Below are 24,288 nucleotides of genomic sequence, written 5' to 3' on the forward strand. Positions count from 1 at the left end.
ATTTGAACAAAGTTGGTTAGGTGGCATTTGAATGGTTCATTGCACCTCACCCTGTCGCTTCACCGACCCTGCCAACCAGGAGAGGGTAAGAAAATTTCACCGACCCCATTTACTCCTCGCGGGGCAGGTCGGACCAAAAGTCCGGGTGGGGTGGCTTTTGTCTAAAGAATACGGTGCAGGCATTCCGCCACGCACCTGACGATGCAATCGCAACTCTGGGAGGACTAAAATGCGAACGCGAATACTCACGACAACAACAGCTCTCGTACTGCTGTTCGGCGCAGGCAGTGCCTATGCCGGCATGGACGAAGCCAAGGCCTTCCTCGATGCCGAGGTCAAGGACTTGTCGACGCTCGATCGGGCGGCGCAGGAAAAGGAAATGCAATGGTTTGTCGATGCGGCAAAACCATTTGCAGGCATGGACATCAAGGTGGTGTCGGAGACGATCACCACCCATGAATATGAGTCCAAGGTGCTGGCGCCTGCCTTTACTGCGATCACCGGCATCAAGATCACGCACGACCTGATCGGTGAAGGTGACGTCATTGAGAAGCTCCAGACGCAGATGCAGTCGGGCGAGAACATCTATGATGCCTATGTCAACGACTCGGACCTGATCGGCACCCACTGGCGCTACCAGCAGGCTCGCTCGCTGACCGACTTCATGGCGAATGAAGGCAAGGACGTCACCAATCCGGACCTCGACCTCGACGACTTCATCGGCAAGTCCTTCACGACGGCGCCGGACGGCAAGCTCTATCAGCTTCCCGACCAGCAGTTCGCGAACCTCTACTGGTTCCGCTACGACTGGTTCAACGATGAGAAGAACAAGGCGGACTTCAAGGCGAAGTACGGCTACGACCTCGGCGTTCCGGTCAACTGGTCGGCCTACGAAGATATCGCCGAGTTCTTCACAGGCCGCGAGATCGACGGCAAGAAGGTCTATGGCCACATGGATTATGGCAAGAAGGACCCGTCGCTCGGCTGGCGCTTCACCGACGCCTGGCTATCGATGGCCGGCAACGGCGACAAGGGCATCCCGAATGGCAAGCCGGTCGACGAATGGGGCATCAAGGTCGATGAGAACTCCCGCCCGGTCGGCTCGTGCGTGGCGCGGGGTGGCGACACCAACGGCCCAGCCGCGGTTTATTCGATCGCCAAGTATCTCGAGTGGCTGAAGGCCTATGCGCCGGCTTCCGCTCAGGGCATGACCTTCTCCGAATCGGGTCCGGTTCCCTCGCAGGGTGAGGTTGCCCAGCAGATGTTCACCTATACGGCGTTCACCGCCGACTTCGTCAAGCCGGGCCTCCCCGTCGTCAATGAGGACGGTACGCCGAAGTGGCGCTTTGCTCCATCGCCGCACGGTGTCTACTGGAAGGACGGAATGAAGCTCGGCTATCAGGACGTGGGTTCCTGGACGCTGCTGAAGTCGACGCCGGACGATCGCGCCAAGGCCGCCTGGCTCTATGCTCAGTTCGTCACCTCGAAGACCGTGGACGTGAAGAAGAGCCACGTCGGCCTCACGCTCATCCGCGAATCCTCGATCGGCCACAAGTCGTTCACGGAGCGCGCACCGAAGCTCGGCGGCCTCATCGAGTTCTACCGCTCGCCTGCCCGCATACAATGGTCGCCGACAGGCACGAACATCCCTGACTATCCGAAGCTGGCCCAGCTCTGGTGGCAGGCGATCGGCGATGCCTCCTCGGGCGCCAAGACCGCACAGGCAGCCATGGACTCGCTGTGCGAGGAACAGGAAAAGGTGCTTGGACGTCTCGAGAAATCCGGCGTCATGGGCGACATGGGTCCGAAACTGGCGGACGAGCATGACCTTGCCTACTGGAATGTGGATGCCGTGAAGAAAGGCAATCTTGCACCGCAGCTGAAGGTCGAGAACGAAAAGGAAAAGCCACTGACCATCAATTACGATGAGCTGGTCAAGAGCTGGAACAAGTAAGCTTCAAATCTATTGGAGCGGGGAAGGGGGTGGCGCTTCGGCGCCGCCCCTTTTAACAATTTTGAGCCGCACTACCTGTCCGGTACCTCGGTACTACCCAGCGAACATTGTGAACCGCAACGGGTCGGCTACGGCCCTCTTTAATGGAGCGCCGCCCCAATTGCTGTTGCCGAAACGCTGAACCTGTTGCGCATTTTGAAAGCATCGCCCGCCATGTCTTCCCAATGATTGGTGTGCCGCTTGACGCGTGAGTGGTGGTGGTTGTATCGCGCAAACTTTGTACCAGCCCCGTTCCAGCTTTCCTGTGACAATGCTGGAAGGACCGGGAAATGTTGTGCTAAAGAGGCTGACATGCAACCGGTCGTTCTGAACAATGAACAACCTCACACCATATAAGGTTCGAATCCAGCCACTCCGACCATTTTCTGTAAAGCCCGATGGTTGGCCAGACTGCAGCCGAAGTTCGGATCGCGGTTTCGGATCACCGCCCGGGCCAGCCTGAGTGCATCGACCTACGAGCGCTCATCCGCCTCATCGTCGGACTCATTGTTGGAGTCGCCGTCGCTTTGGTTCTCCTCGCTGGTCGATTGTTCCTCATCATTTCGGACGACCCATGAATTCCCCCTCCGCCGGATTGTATATTGCCGGCTATGGGTCCCGTCATTGTCTCGATCTGGCATATTTTCTCTCAGTTGTTACGCTACGGGTGGCCTCGGCTAACAACCGGCGGCCCTGCATCAACGCCCGCTCGGCGGATAAGTTCCTGGATTCTTTAGGGGTAAGCACTCGAACGCCACAGTTGGCCATCGGGCGTCTGCATAGGCAACAGCGCATCGCCGGCGATACTTGCACGTTTTCGTGAATGGCAACGTCCGGACAGTATCGTGATTGGACTTCGCAGTCAGCTGGAGTCAGGCTTGCGAGGGGTGAATGCTGGGTATGGGCGGACCAACTATCGTTCGAATAGGAGGCCACGATGAAGCACCATGCACTTGATCAACTGCAAATTGTCTCTCGGATCGATCAGGATTACCCCCAACAGACCATGTTGCGCAGCGAGCGCCTGGAGCGATGGGCAGCGCTCCTCGAACGGGATCCGGACCGCCGTCTTTCGACGCTGTACCAATCGGAGTATCAACCCGCCCGGGCGCGTGCGGCCATGCGTGGCGATGGCTCACCCATCTCGGTGGCCTTTGAAGACCCGGTTCTGCGCGCATTTGGTCTGAAGGATGACACCTATGGTGAAGCGCGCCGGTTCTTTGAGATCAGCGATCTCCAGCTTCACCGGGTGGTTTGCTATTGTCATTTCGGTGCAGAAGTAAGCGGAGCCATGGCCGCATACAATGTCCGCAAGGCAATTGCTGGAAGGCATAAGGGCGTGCTTGCCTGGTTGCGTGACGTGCTCGACAGATAGCTTCGCCGACGGGACGCTACATCTCAGGCGGGCGCTTCGGCTTTTCGGGCCCGCCTGGCCAATACGGCGTTCACAGCAAAGCGTGCCATCGCCTCGGAATCGCGGTTGCCGATGATGAAGGCGGCGCGCACGAAGCGCGCGAGCGTTCCGTGCTCGGGATCGGCTTCATCGGTAATGAAGAGTTCCGCAGCCGCATCTTCCAATGCCCGTTGCATGAGTTCGCCATCCGTTTTGGAATAATTTGGATTGTTGTCGTCCAGGAATGTCAATGAGCCCATCCAATGATCCAATATAACCCGTTGTTTTCGCCGAACGTCTAAAATTAGATTATAATCCAAAATGAACTATTGCATACGGGAATGTTCACCCCGCTCGCGGTCAGACCGGACATCGCCTGCATGTCGCGCGGGCGTTGGGTTGTAGCGCAGTTCCAGCGCCACGCATCCCCAGATGATCCCCACCAGCAGATAGAAATGCCGCCAATGATCCGTGTCGATGACGTTGCCTATGGCGACGTGGGCAACGTAAACCAGATAGGCGCACAGCAGGAATGGCTGCCATGGCCGCTCGCGAAACAGTATGCGCAGACCGAGCCCCAGCGTCAGCATCGTCAGCGTCATGTAGCTGACGAATCCCAGCCATCCATAGTCGAGCGCGGCCTTCAGCCAGACATTGTGGGTGTCTTCGCCATAGATCGGGCCGAACTCCAGTGGCCCGATCCCGAGCGGGTGATCGATGGACAGCAGCATGCCATACCAGTGGCGCGCGAAACGGCCGAATTGGGCGTCGTCATAATCCTGCACGAGTTGAGCGCGCGCAAAGAAAAGTTCGGCCACGCTCGGTATTTGCAGGGCGACAATGACGGCGAGCAGCACGACGACAACGGCAAGACCGGCCAGGAGCATGATCCTCAGTCGAAATAGCCGGTTGGGGTTCCTGATGAACAGGAGCAGGGCAAGACCTGCTATGATCAGCACCGCCATTCCCCACGCGGCGCGCGAGAACGAAAGGAATATGCCAAGCGTAAGGATGAGGATCGGGACAAGACGAACTGGAAGAGCACGCAGGTCGCCGATCAGTACACCGTGCACCAGCCAGGCCAGCGGCAGCATCAGGAAGGGACCAAAGACATTGGGGTCCTGGAAAGCGCCCATCGCCCGCCCGTAGCGCGTGAACAGATCCGCACCGGGAAACGCATCGAAGTAGCCGAGGATGCCAAGCAGCGAGGTACAAACTGCAGCCAGTATATAGGCCCTGAAAATGACCGGCAGCATGCGCTGGTCGCTATCGATGACGGCTGCGAAGAACACAGAGGTAATGGCGAGGAACAGCGAGACAGCGATGTAGATTGGCGCCGTCTTCAGGTCCGCCATCTGGCCCATGGACAGGAGACCGCCAATATTGAAGATCACCAGTATGGCTAGAAGGATCGCCACGGTGCGCGATAGCCTCAGGCCAAAGAGCGCCCAGATGAAGATCAGCCCCGCCATGTAGAGTTCATAGGGCGCAGGTTCATCGATGACGAAACCGCTGAGAAAAACGCCGAAGCCGATGGCGAAGGTCGATATCAGGCGGATCAGCGCGCGGTTCCTGGTGCCGTGATCGACACGCACATCAGCTGTCTGATCTGGCGAAGCGGTCAATAGGCATTGTCCGTGTTGAGGAGCCGCACCGGCGTCAGGAACAGGATCTTCATGTCGAACCACAAAGACCAGTTCTCGATGTAATACAGATCGAATTCCGTGCGCATCTTGATCTTGTCGTCGGAGTCGATCTCGCCGCGCCAGCCATTGATCTGCGCCCATCCCGTTACGCCGGGCTTGACCCGGTGCCGCGCAAAATAGCCGTCGACGACCTCGTTATAGAGGAGGTTGCGGGTATGGGCGGCAATCGCGTGGGGGCGGGGACCGACCAGCGAAAGTGTTCCCATCAGGGAATTGAAGAACTGCGGAAGCTCGTCGATGGATGTCTTGCGGATGAAACGCCCGACGCGGGTAACGCGCGGATCGTCCTTGACCACCGCATTGCGCGCGGTCGGGTCGCACATCTCCGTATACATGGAGCGGAATTTCCACACCTCGATGATCTCGTTGTTGAAACCATGCCGCTGCTGTTTGAAGATGACGGGCCCCTTGCTCTCGAGTTTGATGGCAATGGCCGTCGCGATGAAGATCGGGCTGAAGAGGAGGATGCCGAACAGGCTGAAAAAGATATCGAATGCCCGCTTGGCCACGGAATCCCAATCGTTGATCGGCTTGTCGAACAGGTCGATCATGGCGACGGAGCCGATATAGGAATAGGCACGCGGGCGGAACTGAAGGTGGTTGTTGTGGGCAGAAAGACGGATGTCGACAGGGAGCACCCAGAGCTTCTTCAGCAGGGACAGCACACGTTCTTCGGCCGTGATCGGCAGGGATACGATCAGCATGTCGATGTGGGCGATACGCGCAAACTCGATCAGCTCGGATATGTTGCCAAGCTTCGGATATCCCGCAACGATCGGCGGTGAACGCTTGGCGTCCCGGTCGTCAAAGACGCCGCAAATGCGGATATCATTGTAGGGCTGCTGTTCGATCGACCGGATAAGATCCTCCGCCGGCTTTCCGCCGCCGACGATCACTGCGCGCCGTTCCATTCTGCCATTGCGCGCCCAACGCCGGATAAGCCGCGACATGATCACGCGAAAGGCGATGAACAGGACTACACCCGACACGTACCAGGCACCGAACCAGACACGTGAATAGTCTTCCGAAACCTTCAGGAAGAAGGCGGCAAGCGACATCAGCGCGAAGGCGCCGGACCAGATCAAAAGCAGTCGTCCGAGCTTGCTGAATGGATCGCGCATCACGGCTAGCTGGTAACTGTCGGTCAGTTCAAGCAGCAGCACCGTGACCGTCGCGGTGACAAGGATCGCCAGGGAGTAATGCAGGATGGCGCCCGCGCTGGGCCCGACATAGATGATGAACACGGCAATGCCGGCGAAAGCCACGACAAGGAACTCGATGATCCGCATGATACCGCTGATCATCACCGGGGAATTTGTGTCCCGGGCGTATTGCGAGGCGATCGTGTAGGCTACGGGACTGAGCGTTGTCTTCTCTTTGGACGCATGCTTGGCATCCGGCGCGAGGTTGCGAACAACGTCACGCGAAAGCTTCGATTCCGCTTCTCTTTCTTTCATGATGCACCCTGACAACCCAGACGACGCTCTATAGCACGTATGCGCTAAAAAAGACTTAGACAAACAATTATCCAAGAGCGGCGAAGTACTCATTTTCGAGGCGGGACGCCATGGTTTCGATACTGAATTTTTGTTTGAGCGATTCGATACTTGGCAGCGTCTGCTTGTAGGCTGCGACATCGCCGATGGCGGTCGCCATGGTTGCGGCAAGATCGCCGGCTTCCGGCCGTACCAGCGCAGGGGAGGCGTCACCGAGAATCTCCGGAATACCGCCCACACGGCTGGCGATGACCGGACGCCCGGCCGCAAGCGCCTCCAGCACGATATAGGGCAGGGCTTCTGCCCGGGAGGGAATGACTACGACCTTTGCGAGCTGGAATGCCTGCCGTGCCTTCATGGGCATGAGGAAACGAATGGCTTGACGTGCCCTGGTTCCGTCCTCGATCAGCTTGGCCCGATCCTTGCCGTCGCCGACCATCACACCGGTCAGTTCGCGCCCGGTTGCATTTCCGGCTTTTCCCAGCGCATTGATGAATATATCCGGGCCCTTGAGCGCCCGCATTTCGCCGATGAACAGGAAGTCCGCGGCGTCGTCGTTTGCTGCGACCGGCTCGAATTCGACGTCCGCCAGTCCATTATAGATGAGAGCAGATGCACAGCGAGGCTCGCCCACCTTCCGGACGTAGATTCCCTGTTCGAATGCTGAAACGAAAATGATCCGGTCGGTCATCCGTTCCATCGTCCGCTCGACCTGAAAAATGATCCGCCCCTGGAGTTTGGCAGGATCAAAATGCAGGCTGCCGCCATGCGGTGAATAAAAGCGGGCTACGCGAGACCCAAATACCCGCAACAGTGTACCGAACAAGCGCGCATAGATGCCACCCTTGGCCCCGTGCCCATGCAGGATGTCCGGCCGCAATTTCTTGATGATCCTGTAGGTCCGCAGCGCCGCCATGGCATCGCTAGGTCCAATCTGCCGCTGCATTGCAATGCGCTCGAGTCCCAGTGCGAGCTTGTCGCGCAAATCGGAAAGCAGCGCTTCCTCGAATGCTCCTCCAGTCGACGCATCGCAGATGATGCCGACCTGGTGGCCGGCTTTCACCTGCGCTTCGATAAGGTCACGCACATGGCGAAAGATTCCGCCTACCGGAGCGCGGAAGCAATGAACGATCCGTAGGGATTGTTTGGAGCGAGGTTCGGCCATATCCGCGGATCAGAAGAAGCGCTCGCGCACATAAATCGTGTCGCCTGGCAGCACCTGATCGGAAATGGTTACGCGGCCCGTGAGGCTTTCGCCATTGAATTGCCGGGTAATGTCGACATCGCTCTGGTTGGCACGGGGCGTGAAGCCACCCGCAGCAGCGATTGCCTTTTGTGCCGTCATGCCAGGAACATAGGAATACTGGCCCGCAGCACCGACTTCTCCCATGATGAACACTGGCCGGTAGCGGTCGATCTCGACGGCTACGTCCGGGTCACGCAAGAAGCCCTTGCGCAACCTGGCCGCCACGTCCGCTTCCAGCTGCTGGATTGTCTTGCCGCGGGCAGGGACGCTTCCGATAAGCGGTACCGAGATGAAGCCTGCCTGGTCCACGCTGTAGGTATTGGTGATGCCTTCCTGCTCGAAGACAGTCAGCCGGATACGATCGCCCGCATCCAGCATATAGGGCTTGTTGATGGCTTCGTTGAACGCTGCCGGAGCGGGCCGGTAACTGGCACAACCGCCAAGCGTCATGGATACGACGCTGATGGTCACCAGAAGGAACTGCTTGCTGAACACGTCTTGAACCCTAAGTTGCGGAGAGTCTCTCGAATCTGATCCAGATTATCAGTTCGTTAGGGTTAATGGCTGGTAAAGTATCGGAAAACTAGGCAGTTTTCATCGGCAAGAATGGCGATCTTTAACTGGCTGGTTACCATGCGCGTTTACCATAGCGCCGTTCGTACTGGAGTGTTTGCATGTCACGGGTCAATTCTGTCGGTAGCGATGTGGACATCGACGTCGGCGCTCTCTTTGCCAGTCTGTGGCAAAACAGGGTGCGGATCATGCTCGGTTCACTGGGGCTGGCGCTCTTGGCATTTCTGGTCTTGTCGCTGGTATCGCCCCGATACCGCGCCGAGACCCGCATCCTGATCGAAACGCGGGAATCCGTCTTTACCCGCCCTGCAAACCAGCAGCAATCTGACGAGCGCCCGATCCTCGACCAGGAGGGCATCAAGAGCCAGGTCGAGCTGATCGGATCGTCGGATCTTCTGAAGCGCGTCATTACCAAGCTCGATCTGGGCAACAATGAAGAGTTTGCGGCGGACGCACGGCCATCCTTCCTGTCCCGGCTGTTTGGTGCGGCCGGCATTGGCAAGCCAATGGATACGGCGACAAGGGATGATTACATTCTTCGGGCCCTGCGCGAGCGATTGCTTGTCTACAGCGTCCAGAATTCCCGGGTTATCGTCATCCAGTTCTCGTCCAAGGATCCCGCCCTCGCGGCCTCAGTGCCCAACGCCATCGCCGATGAATACATTGCGACGCAGCAGGCATCGAAATCCCAGTCGAATGCGGACGCCACGGAGTGGCTGCAGCCCGAAATTGCTGATCTGAGCAAGCGGGTAAAGGAAGCCGAGGCCAAGGTCGCGGCCTATCGCAGTTCATCCGATCTGCTGATTGGCCAGAACAATGCAGTCCTCGCAACCCAGCAGCTTTCCGAATTGTCATCGGAATTGTCCCGCGTGCGGGCCAACAGGGCGGCGAGCGAGGCCAGGGCGGAAAGCGTCCGCTCGGCACTGGCCAAGGGCGCTGCAGTGGAAACGCTGCCGGATGTCATAGCGTCACCCCTCATTCAGCGCCTGCGCGAGCGCCAGGTGCAGCTCAACAACGATATTGCCGATCTATCGGCGTCGCTGCTGAGCGGCCATCCGCGTATTCGGGCGCTTCGCTCGCAACTTGCCGACCTCAACCAGCAGATCAGACTGGAGGCACGCAAGGTTCTCGGCAGTCTTGAAAACGAGGCGCAGACGGCACGGCTGCGCGAGGCCGAACTGACACGCTCCCTCAATCAGCTGAAGGCGCAATCGTCCAAGGCGGGTGAGGAGGAAGTTGAACTGCGCGCGCTCGAGCGCGAGGCCACGGCCCAGCGCCAGCTGCTGGAATCCTACCTGACCCGCTATCGCGAAGCGTCGTCTCGAACCGATCGCGGTTATCTGCCGGCTGACGCCCGTATATTCTCCCGCGCTGACAAGCCGATCGAACCCTATTTCCCGAAGATAATCCCGATGACGATAGCGGCCTTTGCCGCCTCGCTGCTCCTGCTGAGCATCGGCACGCTTTTGAGCGCTCTGTTCAGCGGCCGGGCGCTTCGGTCGGCATCCACCCCGGCGCGGAGCTTCGATGAGGTCAGGGAAACATTGCCGGTCGACGCACCAGTCGATGCGGTCGCAAGCGATGCCTCCTACAGACAGCCACTCGTCCAGGAACCGGCGGCTTCATCGGAAGATGCGGTGATCCCCGCTTTGGAGGAAACTCCGGCGGTTGATGATCAAATTGAAGCGCCCCTCGTTGAGCCCGACCACTCCGGCATAGCGAATGTTGCCGATCGTTTGATGGCAAGTGGCGCAGCCCGCGCCGTGGTGGTGTCTCCGGAAGGCGACGAGGCGTCCGCCCTGACGATCCTGCTCGTGCGCGAGCTTGCTGACCGCGGCGTACGGGTCATTCTCATCGACATGACCGGGTCCGGTGAAATAGGCGGGTCGATGCTCGACGACCGGAACCTCGCCGGCATTACCAACCTCCTGGTCTCCGACAAGCATTTCAGCGACGTGATTCACCCCGATCACTATTCGGAAGCCGAGGTCATACCCCTTGGCAACCACGACCCCGTCAAGGCGATGCAATCGGTCGGCCGGCTGCCGATGATACTCAACGCCCTGCAATCCGCCTATGATCTCGTGGTCATCGACAGTGGCCCCGCAACCGCGACCGAATTGAGACCGCTTCTTGCCGACGGGACAGAACTGGTGCTCGCGCTCGTAGATCCCAATGACCATGACGTTGCTGCGACGGCAAAATCCGTGTTTGAAGCAAGAATGGTCGAGCCGGAACTGTTGACGCCGTTCCGCCCCAACGCGCTGCGGATGGATGGCGGCAGGATCATCCGCTCCAAGTCTGTAGCCGGTATGTGAGGGTCTAAGCCCTGCCGAACAGGCGGGAACGTGCTTTTTTCACATGGCCCCAGACCATGTCGTTTTGCTTGATGGTCCGCACCAGCTGTTCGCGTCCCGCCAGATAGCTGCCATACATCCTGCCTCTGGCCGTCAAGCTGACATTGGTATCATGGGTGGGCACCTCGATGTCACACCAGCTGCGCTTGTACGGTTCGTCGCCGACACCGAAACTGTAGATGCCAAGATCGGTCACGCAGCTGTCCTGGATGTCCTCGAAGAACAGGAACTCCCCTGGGCTGGCGCTCGAAAGCTCGTCGTCGGAGATGCCGATGAAATCAATGAAAGTCTGGTGTCGGGCACGGGATTTCCCGAGTACAGCCCGGTATTGTCCGGCAACCTCCAGCGCCTTCAATTGAAACCGCGGTGCTGTCATGGCCGTTTCAGCTGCAAACAGCTGATGAAAGAAGCGTTTGATGCCAGCAGGCTCATAGGTATTCTTGATCCCGGCCTTGGCCAGCCGGTCCGCTTTCCAGATGAAGTACTTCGTCAGCATCGCTTCGGTCTCGGACGGCGTGGTTGCGGTCACGATGCGATATCCACCGGCTTCTTCGAAGCGGCGTGTATTCTGCCGGTGTTTCTTTTTCTTTCTCTTGGCATTGTTGCGGCCAAGGACCGTTTCGAAGCTGCGGTCCAGCGTGATGGCGAGGCTGACATTGGCATTTTCCCGGCTCGGCAGCTGGAGCAGGGGATTGCCTGCGCCGTCCAGCTCGTCCAGCTGTCGCGACAGCGACACGATATCGATATCCGGTCGTGCGCGATGCAACTCATCGAACAGCTTGGCGAATTCGTCGCGGCCGAATTGGTGCGAACGTGAAATCGCAGGAAAATTGCAATTGGCATGGGGCCCGCCGACGTAGATGGCGATACGGACCGGACCCCTCTTGACCACCTCCAGGGGCAGCAACAACACCGGCTTGCCAGCCGCATAAAGCGCCGCCACAAGACAATCGGTGTTGGCATTCGCTTGCCAATAAGAGAACCATTGTGCGGATTGCGATGGCCCGCAAACGACATCATCGCCCAGACCCTCCCATGTTGCCTGTGCTTCGGTCCCGCCGAGAATCATCGTCTGTATTAAAGGAAGCGACATCTCAGGTTCCATCGCAAAAGGCGGAAGTGTGGCGGGGGTCGTTGATCAATCATATATAAACTTTTAGGTTGCATGACTTGATGAACAAACCTCCGATTATCGTTGATAATGCAAATTGGTGAAGGAATGGTCCACGCGGCCGACTTGATGCGAAAGGCCGTGATGCGACTGGCTTGGCACAGCGGCTTCGCGTCCCGAACGCGTGACCGCTTCGGGGGGCTTGGCTCGATCATCATGCTGCATCGCGTCCGTCCGGATTGCATCAGTCCGCTCGGAGTTACCCGCTCACTATCGATTACCCCCAAATTTCTTGAGCAGATACTCATTTCACTCAGGTCCGAGGGCACAGAGATTGTGTCCATGGACGAGATGATCGAACGCGTGAAGACCGGATCGCAGGACGGCAACCGCTTCGCCGCAGTAACGCTTGACGACGGCTATAATGACAATCTCAACCATGCTTATCCGGTTTTTCAGAAGCACGATGTTCCCTTTACCATTTACGCGGCTCCGGGTTTCATCGAGGGTGCGGCCGTGCTTTGGTGGGAAGTGGTGGAGAAGCTGGTCGCCAAGGCGGATGCCATCAGGATACCGGGTGGCCCGGAATGGCGCTGCTCCACGCTCTTTCAGAAGCGCGCCGCCTTCCACTCAATCATGCGCTATTTTTCCTACACGTTGACTGAACTGGAGCAGCTGCCGGTCTTGCGCGAAATGTGCGATGCGGAGAGCATGATCTGCGGTGTCTCGGCCGATCAGGACGTCATGAATTGGAAGGAACTGCGCCAGATCGCGAGCGATCCGCTCTGCACGATCGGTGCCCATACGGTACACCATTACAATTTGAAGCGGCTCACGTCCGGCATGGTCGCACAGGAGATGCGGCTGTCCGCCGACATGCTCGAAGACAATCTGGGCAAACGTCCCGCGCATTTCGCCTATCCCTACGGTTCAGCCAAGGCAGCCGGAAGACGCGAGGCGGAAATTGCCGCCGAAGAAGGGTTTCTTTCTGCCGTGACGACCCGTCATGGCACAATCCATCCCGAGCATCGCGCCACTCTGCATGCCTTGCCGCGCATCTCGATCAATGGCCGCTTCCAGAAGCTGGTCTATGCGCAGGCCATGATGAGCGGCATCACCACGCCGATTGCCAATGCGGGCCGAAGGGTCGTGCAGGCCTGATCTATTGGGCTTTTTTCTTCGGCGCCTTTTCCATCCAGCTGATGATGAACATCGCAGGAACGACCCAGAGGATTCCCGTGCCGAAGAAATACAGCAGGTGGATCCATGGGCTGGCATTACCAAGCAGGGCCACGGCAAATATTGTCGCAATGATTGCATACACGCAGACGAGTGCCACGAGCAGGAATGCTCCAATGAGTTTCTTCAGCCTAACGGGCATCGCGCCATCCATTCTTTAGCTTCAGTGCACGCTGTACCCGTTAACGTCCCCAGCGAAAAGCAAAAAAGACCTGTTTACGCCATAAACGCGACGGCGTGTCGCGCGGGCTCTCCTTGTCAGACGCGGCCATTTACTGCACCTATCCCGGACCACAGGAGTATTCTGCATGGCCGCCCAAACAATATCCGAAGGCACAATTGCCTCGGTCCAGGATCGCGAAGCAAGGAACCGCCAGTTTATCCGTATCTGGCTCTACCTCGTGCTGGTTGTGCTTGCGGCCATCGTGATCGTCGGCGGTGCAACGCGCATGACGGGCTCCGGTCTTTCGATTACCGAGTGGAAGCCAATCCATGGCGTCATCCCTCCGATCGGCCAGGCGGAGTGGATGGAAGAGTTCGACAAATACCGCCAGATTCCGCAGTACGAGCAGCTGAACAAGGGCATGAGCCTGTCGGAGTTCAAGCAGATATTCTGGTGGGAATGGGCGCACCGCGTCCTGGCACGCGGCGTCGGCTTTCTGGTCGCTTTGCCGCTCGCCTTCTTCTGGCTGACCGGCCGTCTTGAGCGCCGCCTGAAGCCGCGGATGGTTGGCATTTTGGCGCTTGGCGGCCTGCAGGGCGCCGTCGGCTGGTGGATGGTTGCATCCGGGCTCGTTGATCGCGTCGATGTCAGTCAATACCGGCTCGCCACGCATCTGACGCTTGCCTGCATCATTTTCGCCGCGGTCATGTATGTGGCGCGTGGTCTGGCGGTCTACTCCGAAGCGCCCGCCAATCGTCGGGTTCAACGTTTTGCTGGCTGGTTCGTGCTTCTGGTCTTCATCCAGATCTATCTTGGCGCGCTCGTTGCCGGCCTTGATGCAGGGCTCTCCTACAACACCTGGCCGCTCATGGATGGCGCAGTCATCCCTGGCGATCTTTTCCCCATCCAGCCTATATGGCACAACTTCTTCGAGAACCCGAAGACAGTGCAATTCGTGCACCGCCTGTTTGCCTATTTCGTGTTTGTCGTGGCGATCTGGCAGGCGATGACTTCGATGCGTCAGTGCCCGGGGACAACCCATGCACGCCGCGCGGTGCTCCTTGCGGTTCTGGTTGCACTGCAGGCGGCGATCGGCATCAGCACGTTGCTGATGCACGTCCCCATCAGTCTTGGCCTGCTGCATCAAGGCTTCGCGATCGTCATCCTTGGCTTTGCCGTGGCGCATTGGCGCGCCACAAAGGGTGCTTATCCACTCGAGACGGCGGTCGTTGCGGAACGATAGACGTCAATCCTGACAGGCCTTTCACTCATGGAGCCGCATTGACGACTTCCGCCGGCGGTGCGAGGGATTGGCTGGTGCGAGCATCAGAAAGTATGACAAAGGCCACGCTGGAGAATGCCAGATTTGCACCAATCGTGAAAACCATGAACCACTTGCTCCAAGGTGGCAACGCACGCAGGTAGGCAACGATTCCTCGGCCCTTTGAGTGGACTTGTTCTTGTTTCGCAGCCCGTGACTGGGTCTCATAAGGAGCATTTACGCAGGGTAACCCTAACAGGAATAGCGAAAGCAACACCACCATTTGGGCACTCGCGTTTGCTATACCTAGTCCTGCAATTGCTGGTGCGACGGCTGCAGACCCACGGCCCATGAGATTGGCCAAGGATGCAGTGCGGGCGTAGTCCACACCATAGCTCCGTTGCGCAACCAGAGGGTATGAGCCCGTAAAAATCTGGTCCACAGCACCCAGAGCTGCGGTAATCATGTACAATGTTAGGCTGGTCTCGGGTGAGGCTCGTACGGCGAGCAAACAAGTGACAGCCGATGCGCCGATCAAAATACGATTACATCCTATGTACGCTGGTTTCGCCGGCTTAGCCGAGTATGCAAGGCGAATGGCCAATATTGGTTGTGCTAGGATTTGGATAAGGGCCGCAGCGTTGAACACAAGAAAAGCGAAAGCAAATAAACCTGCCTTGGAAAATTCAAATGTCAGATGAAGACCTACCGCCATTACCGCGAACTGCGGAAGAAAAACGGAGATCACAAAAAGTATACCGAATATCTTAGAGGAACGGTCCAGGATCACTATCTGCCCCCTGATAAGACGCGTCACGGTATTCATCGCCGAAACATCGAACACACGCCAGCTCGCTGTCCTGGTACAGGACGACGTAGCGACACGATTGGAGATCATCGGTAATCCACCGTCGACATGTCCCTGACGCGGTATCTCGTCCCGCGATCCTGAAAGCCAATCATCGTTGTGCCTAATGGAGCTCGGCAGGCGCGGGAGCGCGGTAAATGAACCGAGCAGAAGTTTTCCTGCTTTGGTCAAGCGGCCATGAACGGTTATCAGATTGGATGGATCTTTCTATGGAATTTCTGTGCTCGCGGCCAATTACTCTTATCTCTATTGTTTTGAAAAAATATGATAGAATGTTTTTTATCGCAACATTCAAATAATACCCAAATGAAAGCAGTATACAATTCAACGATAGTATATATGGAAATGCTCCAGCCTCGATAGGCTCTCACCATTTTCTGGTCACACGCTGCGCCGCGCCAGCTAACGACGCCGGGATACAGACCAGCGTGAATCCAGCCCGCCAACCAGGCAAAGGGCGCAGACAATGCAAATTCAGCCTGTGATCTTGCCGAACTCCGCAAGAACGCCTCTTATGGCGGCTGCGACCGCAAGGCTGCGCCGCGCCTCCGCAAGATTATCATCCTCATCGTGCCAGGACGCCGAAAGGCAGGCGTGGGCTATCGCGAAGCCGAGAACTGTCCGGATGTCGCGGTCGAAAGCCTGCGCGAATGTCTTCGCCATCGATGCGATACGCCGTTCGCTTGTGCGCAGATCGTCGCGATCAAGCGGGTTGTAGAACATGTTGGCGGCATCATACATCGGATCGCCAATCAGCCCCTTCGCATCGATCACGAGCCAGCCGCGACTTCCGTGCAATATGTTCTCATGATGCAGATCGCTGTGCAGGGGCTGGACATTGTGCTGGTCGCTCAGCAGTTGTTCGGCAATCGCCGCCGCATCGACAAACTGGCTGTTGATCCCGCGATCGCGGTCCGCCCCGGCCTTCTTGAACAGGCTGGCGAAATATGTCCGCAAAGGGATGAGTTCTTGCGGGAAAGGCCGGTTGTGCCGTTTGGCCTGCGTCAGACGCAGGAACACATCCACGAAGATCTGCGTCGCAGCTTCGTCGCCATGCTCATTGAGATGATCGAGCAGGGTGCGCGCGCCGGCATATTCAAGCAGCAGATTGTTGCCGTGCTGCGCCAGCAGGCGGATACAGCCATTGCCGTTATGCCAGTCGAGATACAGGGTACCACCCAATTCCTCGCGCATGCCCAGTGGCGTCAGATGCTTGATGACCGCTGGCGAACCATCGTCAAGCCGCACCTTGATGATCCGGCTGGTGACGGTCTCGGCAATGAGCTCTGGGGAGGAGACTTTCCACTCGGGCGGGAAAGTCTCCGCAATCGCATCAAGCATGCCCGATCATCAGCTCGAGATTCTGCACTGCCGCCCCCGACGCGCCCTTGCCGAGATTGTCGAGCAGCGCAACGAGATTGACCTGGCCCTGTCCTTCGGTGCCGAAGACATAGAGCCTCATGATATCGGTATCGCGCAATTCTTCCGGATCAAGCCGCGGCAGCATGGCGCTTTCGGCAAGCGGCACGACCTGAACGATGTCCTGGCCCTCGTAATGTGCGCGGAGTGCCGCGTGGATATCCCGCATCGAAACACTGCCGTTCAGATCGTCGGTGAACAGCGGCACCTGCACGATCATGCCTTGCGGGAAGCGTCCGACGCTCGGGCTGAAGATAGGCTTGCGTTCCAGGTGTCCGTGAGTCTGCAGCTCGGGAACGTGCTTGTGCTTCAACGGCATTGCGTAGAGAAAGTGGTTGGATGCAATGTGGTCCGGCGCATCCGGATTTTCCATTTGCGCAATCATCTGCTTGCCGCCGCCAGTGTAGCCCGAAACGGCGTTGACCGAGACCGGATAGTCGCCCGGCAGGATACCGGCGTCACGCAAGGGCCGCACCAGCGAGATTGCCCCTGTCGGGTAGCAGCCCGGATTCGCAACGAGCCGCGCATTGGCGATTTTCTGGCTCTGCGCGCGATCGAGCTCGGCAAAGCCGTAGGTCCAGTCAGGGTGCACCCGGTGTGCAGTCGACGTATCGATGATCTTCGTCGAATTATGACCTTCAAGGATCGAGACGGCTTCCTTCGACGCATCGTCAGGCAGGCAAAGGATGGCGACATCCGCTTCCTTCAGGAAATCCGCGCGCATTTCCCTGTTGCGGCGTTCGGCCTCTGGAATGGAAAGCACCTCAAGGTCGTCGCGGCCCGCAAGCCGCGTCCGGATCTGCAGTCCGGTGGTGCCGTGTTCGCCGTCGATGAAGATTTTCGGTTTCATGGAATGTCCTTGGAAGCTTTGAATTCAGATAGTTGGCATGATTTTTTCAAATTGGCTTTAGCGCCGTGCGTGGTTCGTAGCTCAACAGGATCATCATCGTTTCTGATTGGCCTTCTTTTCGGCCAGGATACCAAGGTAATACATCGCGATTGTGGCACCGGCGATTGCGGTAATATCGGCATGGTCGTAGGCGGGCGCAACCTCGACCACATCCGCGCCGACAATGTTCAGTTCCGTCAGGTGCCGCAGCACGGAAAGGATCTTTGCCGAAGATGGTCCGCCGGCAACGGGTGTACCTGTGCCTGGCGCAAAGGCCGGATCGAGGCAATCAATGTCGAAGGTGAGGTATACCGGTTTCCCGGCCGTCCGCGCGATAATCTGCCTGGCGATCTCCGCCGCTGACAGCTCCTCAACTTCATAGCCGTAGACGATCTTCAGGCCGCAATCGTCCGGCGCGTGGGTGCGAATGCCGACCTGAATCGAATGGGCGGGATCAATGACGCCATTGCGCGCTGCCCGGCCCACAAAGGAGCCGTGGTCGATGCGCTTGCCATCATCGTACCAGGTGTCCTGGTGGGCGTCGAACTGGACCAGTGCCACGGGACCGTGCTTGGCCGCATGTGCCTTGAGGATCGGCCATGTCACAAAGTGATCGCCGCCCAGCGACAGCAGGAATGCGCCTGACTTGATAATCCTGGCGGCTTCACGCTCGATGGTCGCGGGCGTCTTCTGGTGATTGCCATAGTCCAGCAGGCAATCGCCATAGTCCACCACCGCCAGATCCGCAAACAGGTCACGCTGGAACGGGTATTGCGGATCGTTGTCGAATATCGCTGAAGCGCGCCGTATGGCCTGCGGGCCAAACCGCGCACCGGGGCGATTGGAGACAGCCGCATCGAAAGGTATGCCCCAAACCACGGCCTCGGCGCCGCTCAGATTTTTAGTGTAGCGCCGGCGCATGAACGAGAGCGCGCCCGCATGCGTCGGATCAGTGGCGGCGCTGGTCAGGCTGCGGGCTGTAAAGGCGTGATCGATGGACTTCGATGGCATCGGGTTCAGGGCTCCGGGACTTGTCTAATTAAACATGAACATGAAGGCGCCGCATAACCCTCCCCTAGTGGGGAGGGGCAAGCTCCTGCGCCATCCGGTCTGGTCGTGCGGCGAAGCTACCGTAAACTTGTAGCGGCGCAACAAAAAAGCGGACCCGTGGGGCCCGCTTTCTGTTCTCGTCCAAATTGAAGTGCGAGATTAGCGCTTCGAGAATTGGAACGAACGACGGGCCTTGGCCTTGCCGTACTTCTTGCGTTCGACGACGCGGCTATCGCGTGTCAGGAAGCCGCCCTTCTTCAGAACGCCGCGCAGTGCAGGTTCGAAGTAGGTGAGGGCCTTGGAGATGCCGTGACGAACTGCACCAGCCTGACCGGACAGACCACCACCGGCAACGGTAGCAATGATGTCGTACTGGCCGGCGCGGTTGGCAGCAACGATTGGCTGCTGCAGGATCATCTGCAGAACCGGACGTGCGAAATACTTGCCGTATTCCTTTTCGTTGATGACGATCTTGCCGGAACCTGGCTTGATCCAGACGCGGGCAACTGCGTCCTTGCGCTTGCCGGTTGCATAGGCACGGCCCTTGGCATCCAGCTTCTGGACGTGGACAGGTGCAGCAGCCTGCGTGCTTGCGGCAACGGTGCCGAGATCTGCGAGCGAGTTGAGCTCAGCCATTCTTATGCGCTCCTTTTGTTCTTGGCATTCAGCGCGCCGACGTCGAGGACTTCGGGGGACTGAGCTTCATGCGGATGGTTGGCGCCTGCATAGACGCGCAGGTTCTTCATCTGGCGACGACCGAGCGGACCACGGGGAACCATGCGCTCAACGGCCTTTTCAACGACGCGTTCCGGAAAACGGCCCTCAAGCAGCTGACGGGCAGTGCGTTCCTTGATGCCGCCGGGATGGCCGGTGTGCCAGTAGTAAACCTTGTCGGTGAACTTCTTGCCTGTGAGTACAACCTTGTCGGCATTGATGATGATGACATTGTCGCCATCGTCCACATGCGGGGTGAAGGTCGCTTTGTGCTTGCCGCGCAGGCGGTTTGCGACGAGGGTGGCGAGACGGCCGACGACGAGACCTTCGGCGTCAATCAGGATCCACTTTTTCGTCACTTCTGCCGGCTTCTGAGAGAAGGTAGCCATTGTGTTCGTCCTTGAGATCATCCTTCACGGAGGAAGGCTTTTCTTGTTGCTTGGGTTATGCGGATCGATGTGATTTGCATAACAATGAAAAGCGGCGGGAATTCCCACCGCAGTCGAGGGTTTCAATAAAGGGGCAGGCGGCATACGTCAAGAGACGATACTCGGGCATCTGGAGAAATAAAGCAATAAATTCAATTGGTTAAAGAAAAGGTATTATATTACCACATTTTACTCGACCTATTGCCGCGGTTTTGGAGCTCAAACAGCTGCAGCAGGAAGCTTTGATTGAACCGCCATTACCCTGGAGAGATGATGATCGGTGTCCCTTGCGCCTGGATCGGCTGGTCAGATCATATTGTCCGTGCATACTGCACGACAATGGACATTTTGGGTGATCAATCATGAGCGCTTTTCCTGAAATCTATTTGGTGCGGCACGGCGAAACCGAGTGGAGCGCATCCGGCAAACATACGGGCCTAACCGACATGCCCCTTACTGACGCCGGCGAAGCGGCGGCCCGCAAGCTCGCGGGCCGCCTCGAGGGCATTGGCTTTTCAGCTGTCTGGTCCAGCCCATCCCAGCGAGCATACAATACCGCAGTCCTGGCGGGCTACGGTTCGGCCGCGGCAAAGAAGGCGGAACTCTCAGAATGGGATTACGGAGCCTATGAGGGGATCACCACGAAGCAGATCCTGGCCGAACGCCCGGGATGGCAGCTCTTTCGCGACGGCTGTCCCAACGGCGAGGCTGCATCCGATGTCGGCCTGCGGGCGGACACGATCATCAGCCAGCTGCGAGAAGTCAATGCCACCATCCTGATCTTCTCGAGTTCCCATTTCCTGCGGGTTCTTGCGGCCCGCTGGCTTGGTCTGTCACCGGAACATGGAGCGAATTTCGTCCTCGATACGGCGAGCATCAGCGTTCTCGGCTATGAGCATGACCTGACTGAGCCGGTCATACGCAGGTGGAACCAGAAATAGCCGCCATAGTATCCGTGATCGACCTGCGGTAAACTATGACCCTGAATCGCACCCCAGGAATGAGGGCATGGAACGCCGGCTAGCAGCCGTTCTGATCGCTGATGTCGTCGGTTACAGCCGCTTGAGCCAAATCGACGAGGAGGGAACGCGTGCGCGTTTCCAGGCGGATCTGTCGGGCATCTTCGAGCCAAGCATTGCCGAGCATCATGGCCGGCTGGTCAAGACCATGGGCGACGGCCTTCTCGTCGAGTTCAAGAGCGTGGTCGCTGCTGTGCGCTGTGCCGTGCAGGTGCAGCGGCACAAGGCGAAACAGAATGCTGCTGCCGCACCCCATGAAAGGCTCGACTTTCGATTTGGCGTCAACCTGGGTGACATCATCGTTGAGGGCGAGGATATTCACGGCGACGGCGTCAACATTGCGGACCGGCTACAGGCATTGGCTGAGCCTGGAGGCATCGCCATTTCCGGGACCGCCTATGACCAGGTGAAATCAAAGCTTCAACTCGGCTACGTCTCGCTCGGCGAGCAGAAGGTCAAGAGCATTGCGGAGCCGATCCGGGTCTATCGGGTGCTGCTTGATCCGTCGGCCGCCGGCACGACGACAGGCGTTCCGGGCAGCCTGCACCGATGGCGCATGCCGGCCTTGGCGGCGGCGATTGCGCTCCTCTTGGCGGGCGCCGCCTTCTGGTGGCAGCCGTGGACATTGCTGTGGCCGGCACCGGTCGAGCGATTTGCCTATCCGCTGCCGGATAAGCCTTCGGTTGCAGTACTTCCTTTCATCAATGTAACCGGCAATACCGACCAGGATCATCTTGCCGAAGGACTGACCGATGATCTCATCACCGAGCTGTCCAAGGTGTCCGGCCTGTTCGTCATTGCGCGCCATTCCGTCTTCGCGATCAGTGAGAGCTCGGGCAAGATTCAGGACGTGGCTGCCGAACTCGGTGTCCATTATGTTCTGGAGGGTACGCTGCAGCGGGCCGACACCCGGCTCCGGATCAATGTCAAGTTGATTGATGCGGTCACGGGGCTTTCGCTCTGGGCAGAACGCTACGACCGGCAATATACCGACCTCTTCGCCGTACAGGACGACGTCATCGGCAAGATCATTTCGGCGCTGGAAGTGAAGCTGAGCGAAGGCGAGCGCGACCAGCTTGCGCGCATACCCACGGACAATCTGGAGGCCTACGACTACTATATGCGGGCTGAGCAGGAGGGTTTCCTCTACAGCGACGTCGATACCTACAGGCGTACCTTGGCCTATTATCAGAAAGCCATCGACATCGATCCGAATTTTGCCAATGCGCATGCGGGCATTGCGCGCGTTGCCGTCGATGTCTGGCGCAATGACTACAACTATCTCTGGTCGGCGGCCGTGGCGCGCAAGATCGCCTATGACGCGGCGGGCCAGGCGCTCAAGCTTGATCCCAACAATGCGCGGGCACATACGGTGCTCGCCCTCCTGCAACTTGTCGACGGCCGCGAAGTCGAGGCGAGGGATTCGGCCAGCAGGGCCGTCTCGGCGCAACCGAACGATGCGGAAGCAGTCGGCAACCTGGCGCTGATCCTCGCCCAGACCGGCAGTCGCGGCCAGGCGGTTGCGGAAATCGACAAGGCATTGCGGCTTGACCCGACGCCGCCGCCGAGCTTTCAGCTGCAGGCCGGCATCGTCTTCTACACTGCACGGGAGAACGAGCGGGCGATACCATTGATCGAGGCCGCACGCGACGCTCTTCCCAAGGCCGAACCCGCGCGGGAATATTTGACGGCGGCCTATGTAAACCAGGGCAACCAGGCCAAGGCAACGCAGGAGAAGGCCAAGCTGTTCGAGCTTTTCCCGGACGCCAACCTTACCTATTACAGCTATCTCTATGATTATTGGCGCGAGGAAGACCTTAAGTACCATCTGGATGGCCTGAGGGCCGCAGGCGTTCCCGAGTGGCCATTCGGCTTTGCGGGGAAGGAAGCAGACCAGGTCGCGGAGGACGAGTTGCGCAAGCTGGCCGACAACACGACATGGCGAGGACAGCACAAGAATGGCACGGTATTCATGCAGCATTTTGACCATGCCGGAAACACCGCCTATCGCAGCGCCAACACCAGCATTACCGGTCGGGTCGAAGTCAAGGGCAACCAGCTTTGCGAGCAGTATGGCGGTTACTTCCTTGACCGGATGGTGTGCGGCCGCGTCTATCGCAACACCGGCCAGGAACTGCGTGACTGGCAGTTTGTCCACGTCACGCCGTTGGCCGTCATGTTCTTTTCACCAGGACCCTCCTGACGGGCGATGCTAGTTGGAAGGGGCCTGCCAATCCTTTTCGACTTTCTCGGACACGAGCGTCTGCTGAACCTCGGACCAGTGCTTCTTGGAATCGACAAGTTTCGTCGGGTTCTTCTCGAAACCGTCCGCTGCACCCGGATCGTAGCTGATGTAGAGCTTGCCATCGATGATCCGCCAGGCCTTGGGATCTACATTGGTGGTCACCGTGCCGAAAGAGACTCCATCTGCGCAGTAGCCCCCATATTGTGGCGCATATTTTGCCGGATCGGCCTTGAACAGTTCAAGGTTCTCCGCACTGGCAAAGTGCCATGTCGCTCCAAGCCAGCGATAGGAAAATTGATCGGATCCCTCCACGGCCTGGCTCTGCGTGAAGTAGGCCACGGGATCGTATCCCTTGATGGCAACGTCGCCGAAATAACCGGTATTGACCATTTCTTCGGCAATAGAGGGTTGAACGAATGAGACAAGAAGTGCTGTGGCGCCAATGGCCGCCGCCAACCCCATGCCGCGCTTTACTTTGTTATCGGACATTCCATTCCTCCGTTTTCGGGCAAATCTTCAGTGCAGCAAGCGTTTATTTGCGCTTGGTGCATTCGGTAAACAGCCATTGGCCGACCAGGTCGGCTGGCTGGCATACCGCGCCCGCCTTCATGAGCAATCCCGCTGCATCCCAATGTTCGCGCCATCCGGCCTGGGTCAGCGGTGAGTAACCGTTTCTTTCTTTTGCCTCGATGTCCGCCTTGTTGACCAATAGAAAGGCGACCACGTCCGCATGGCCTTCTTCGGCAGCCGCATGCAGCGGTGCCATCTTGTAGAAATTCTTGCTGTCGTTGACCGCCGCTCCCTTTTCGACAAGCAACTTGACGACTTCGAGCTTGCCGCCATAGGCGGCAGCGTGCAGGGCCGTCAGACCGCCCTTGTTGCGGATCTCGATATCGGCGCCCCGATCGAGGAGCAGAGCGACAACGGCGGTTTGCCCCGCCAGTGACGCAATGAGCAATGCCGGCTCACCGGAGCCATCGGGCTCAGCCACGTTAGCGCCTTGATCCAGCAGTTGTTTTACGCGTTCGACATCGCCATTCTTTGCCGCGTCGTGCAAGGGACCGGCCGATGCGGCCGAAATCCCGAGCATGAGTGCGACAATGAAAGTGCAGAAAAAC

22 protein-coding genes are annotated in these 24,288 nt (G+C 58.3%); 7 read left to right on the forward strand and 15 right to left on the reverse strand.

Features of this window, described 5'->3' with window-relative positions; all coding sequences use genetic code 11:
• The first annotated feature begins 229 nt into the window (after positions 1 to 229).
• Positions 230 to 1,954, forward strand: coding sequence for an ABC transporter substrate-binding protein (locus K9U38_RS21085; protein ID WP_224496325.1), 1,725 nt, complete (start codon positions 230 to 232; stop codon positions 1,952 to 1,954).
• 976 nt (positions 1,955 to 2,930) lie between these two features.
• Complete coding sequence (locus tag K9U38_RS21090) at positions 2,931 to 3,368, forward strand: hypothetical protein (protein WP_224496326.1); 438 nt, start codon at positions 2,931 to 2,933, stop codon at positions 3,366 to 3,368.
• A 23-nt stretch (positions 3,369 to 3,391) separates the two neighbouring features.
• On the opposite strand, the gene K9U38_RS21095 is transcribed toward K9U38_RS21090, so the two are convergent.
• The 5 genes from K9U38_RS21095 to K9U38_RS21115 all read right to left on the reverse strand — a co-directional run bounded on the left by K9U38_RS21095 (position 3,392) and on the right by K9U38_RS21115 (position 8,284).
• Complete coding sequence (locus tag K9U38_RS21095) at positions 3,392 to 3,646, reverse strand: hypothetical protein (RefSeq protein WP_224496327.1); 255 nt, start codon at positions 3,644 to 3,646, stop codon at positions 3,392 to 3,394.
• Between the two features lie 66 nt (positions 3,647 to 3,712).
• On the reverse strand, positions 3,713 to 5,011 hold the full coding sequence (locus K9U38_RS21100) for an O-antigen ligase family protein (protein WP_224496328.1): 1,299 nt from the start codon (positions 5,009 to 5,011) through the stop codon (positions 3,713 to 3,715).
• Positions 5,008 to 6,549: an undecaprenyl-phosphate glucose phosphotransferase gene (locus K9U38_RS21105; protein ID WP_224496329.1), complete on the reverse strand. Its 1,542-nt coding sequence runs from the start codon at positions 6,547 to 6,549 to the stop codon at positions 5,008 to 5,010. Before K9U38_RS21105 ends, K9U38_RS21100 begins: the two co-directional genes overlap by 4 nt.
• A 67-nt stretch (positions 6,550 to 6,616) precedes the next feature.
• Positions 6,617 to 7,753: a glycosyltransferase family 4 protein gene (locus K9U38_RS21110; protein ID WP_224496330.1), complete on the reverse strand. Its 1,137-nt coding sequence runs from the start codon at positions 7,751 to 7,753 to the stop codon at positions 6,617 to 6,619.
• A gap of 9 nt (positions 7,754 to 7,762) precedes the next feature.
• Entirely contained in the window at positions 7,763 to 8,284 is a 522-nt protein-coding gene (locus K9U38_RS21115; RefSeq protein ID WP_224496353.1) for a polysaccharide biosynthesis/export family protein, read from the reverse strand.
• A gap of 224 nt (positions 8,285 to 8,508) precedes the next feature.
• Here K9U38_RS21115 and K9U38_RS21120 point away from each other — a divergent pair, with 224 nt between their 5' ends.
• A complete protein-coding gene (locus tag K9U38_RS21120) occupies positions 8,509 to 10,725 on the forward strand; it encodes a GumC family protein (RefSeq protein WP_224496331.1) in 2,217 nt (738 codons plus the stop codon).
• A 4-nt stretch (positions 10,726 to 10,729) separates the two neighbouring features.
• On the opposite strand, the gene K9U38_RS21125 is transcribed toward K9U38_RS21120, so the two are convergent.
• The gene (locus K9U38_RS21125; protein ID WP_224496332.1) at positions 10,730 to 11,857 is read right to left on the reverse strand and encodes a GNAT family N-acetyltransferase; all 1,128 of its coding nucleotides are present in this window, start codon (positions 11,855 to 11,857) and stop codon (positions 10,730 to 10,732) included.
• Positions 11,858 to 11,965: 108 nt separating this feature from the next.
• On the opposite strand from K9U38_RS21125, the gene K9U38_RS21130 reads away from it, so the two are divergent.
• On the forward strand, positions 11,966 to 13,036 hold the full coding sequence (locus tag K9U38_RS21130; RefSeq protein ID WP_224496333.1) for a polysaccharide deacetylase family protein: 1,071 nt from the start codon (positions 11,966 to 11,968) through the stop codon (positions 13,034 to 13,036).
• A gap of 1 nt (position 13,037) precedes the next feature.
• On the opposite strand, the gene K9U38_RS21135 is transcribed toward K9U38_RS21130, so the two are convergent.
• Complete coding sequence (locus tag K9U38_RS21135; RefSeq protein ID WP_224496334.1) at positions 13,038 to 13,256, reverse strand: DUF2842 domain-containing protein; 219 nt, start codon at positions 13,254 to 13,256, stop codon at positions 13,038 to 13,040.
• Positions 13,257 to 13,422: 166 nt separating this feature from the next.
• On the opposite strand from K9U38_RS21135, the gene K9U38_RS21140 reads away from it, so the two are divergent.
• On the forward strand, positions 13,423 to 14,520 hold the full coding sequence (locus K9U38_RS21140; RefSeq protein ID WP_224496335.1) for a COX15/CtaA family protein: 1,098 nt from the start codon (positions 13,423 to 13,425) through the stop codon (positions 14,518 to 14,520).
• A 25-nt stretch (positions 14,521 to 14,545) separates the two neighbouring features.
• Here K9U38_RS21140 and K9U38_RS21145 read toward each other — a convergent pair whose 3' ends face one another.
• The 6 genes from K9U38_RS21145 to rplM all read right to left on the reverse strand — a co-directional run bounded on the left by K9U38_RS21145 (position 14,546) and on the right by rplM (position 19,867).
• Positions 14,546 to 15,577, reverse strand: a complete 1,032-nt coding sequence (locus tag K9U38_RS21145) for a hypothetical protein (RefSeq protein ID WP_224496336.1) — start codon at positions 15,575 to 15,577, stop codon at positions 14,546 to 14,548.
• 303 nt (positions 15,578 to 15,880) lie between these two features.
• Positions 15,881 to 16,747, reverse strand: a complete 867-nt coding sequence (locus K9U38_RS21150) for an aminoglycoside phosphotransferase family protein (RefSeq protein ID WP_224496337.1) — start codon at positions 16,745 to 16,747, stop codon at positions 15,881 to 15,883.
• Positions 16,740 to 17,675 carry an N-acetyl-gamma-glutamyl-phosphate reductase gene (gene argC, locus K9U38_RS21155; protein WP_224496338.1) on the reverse strand — a complete coding sequence of 312 codons (936 nt, stop codon included), beginning with the start codon at positions 17,673 to 17,675 and terminating at the stop codon, positions 16,740 to 16,742. The genes K9U38_RS21150 and argC overlap by 8 nt, the downstream gene beginning before the upstream one ends.
• A gap of 93 nt (positions 17,676 to 17,768) precedes the next feature.
• Complete coding sequence (gene speB, locus K9U38_RS21160; RefSeq protein WP_224496339.1) at positions 17,769 to 18,725, reverse strand: agmatinase; 957 nt, start codon at positions 18,723 to 18,725, stop codon at positions 17,769 to 17,771.
• A gap of 198 nt (positions 18,726 to 18,923) precedes the next feature.
• Positions 18,924 to 19,400, reverse strand: a complete 477-nt coding sequence (gene rpsI, locus K9U38_RS21165; protein WP_106712255.1) for a 30S ribosomal protein S9 — start codon at positions 19,398 to 19,400, stop codon at positions 18,924 to 18,926.
• Positions 19,401 to 19,402: 2 nt separating this feature from the next.
• A complete protein-coding gene (rplM, locus tag K9U38_RS21170; RefSeq protein ID WP_224496340.1) occupies positions 19,403 to 19,867 on the reverse strand; it encodes a 50S ribosomal protein L13 in 465 nt (154 codons plus the stop codon).
• Positions 19,868 to 20,265: 398 nt separating this feature from the next.
• On the opposite strand from rplM, the gene K9U38_RS21175 reads away from it, so the two are divergent.
• Both K9U38_RS21175 and K9U38_RS21180 read left to right on the forward strand, forming a co-directional pair.
• On the forward strand, positions 20,266 to 20,847 hold the full coding sequence (locus tag K9U38_RS21175; protein WP_224496354.1) for a histidine phosphatase family protein: 582 nt from the start codon (positions 20,266 to 20,268) through the stop codon (positions 20,845 to 20,847).
• 67 nt (positions 20,848 to 20,914) lie between these two features.
• Positions 20,915 to 23,128, forward strand: coding sequence for an adenylate/guanylate cyclase domain-containing protein (locus K9U38_RS21180; RefSeq protein ID WP_224496341.1), 2,214 nt, complete (start codon positions 20,915 to 20,917; stop codon positions 23,126 to 23,128).
• 9 nt (positions 23,129 to 23,137) lie between these two features.
• Here K9U38_RS21180 and K9U38_RS21185 read toward each other — a convergent pair whose 3' ends face one another.
• Entirely contained in the window at positions 23,138 to 23,659 is a 522-nt protein-coding gene (locus K9U38_RS21185) for a YHS domain-containing (seleno)protein (protein WP_224496342.1), read from the reverse strand.
• Positions 23,660 to 23,702: 43 nt separating this feature from the next.
• On the reverse strand, positions 23,703 to 24,260 hold the full coding sequence (locus K9U38_RS21190; protein ID WP_224496355.1) for an ankyrin repeat domain-containing protein: 558 nt from the start codon (positions 24,258 to 24,260) through the stop codon (positions 23,703 to 23,705).
• Positions 24,261 to 24,288 lie beyond the last annotated feature (28 nt).

This window comes from Phyllobacterium lublinensis (genome assembly GCF_020164435.1).
In the GTDB taxonomy this organism is placed as follows: domain Bacteria; phylum Pseudomonadota; class Alphaproteobacteria; order Rhizobiales; family Rhizobiaceae; genus Phyllobacterium; species Phyllobacterium lublinensis.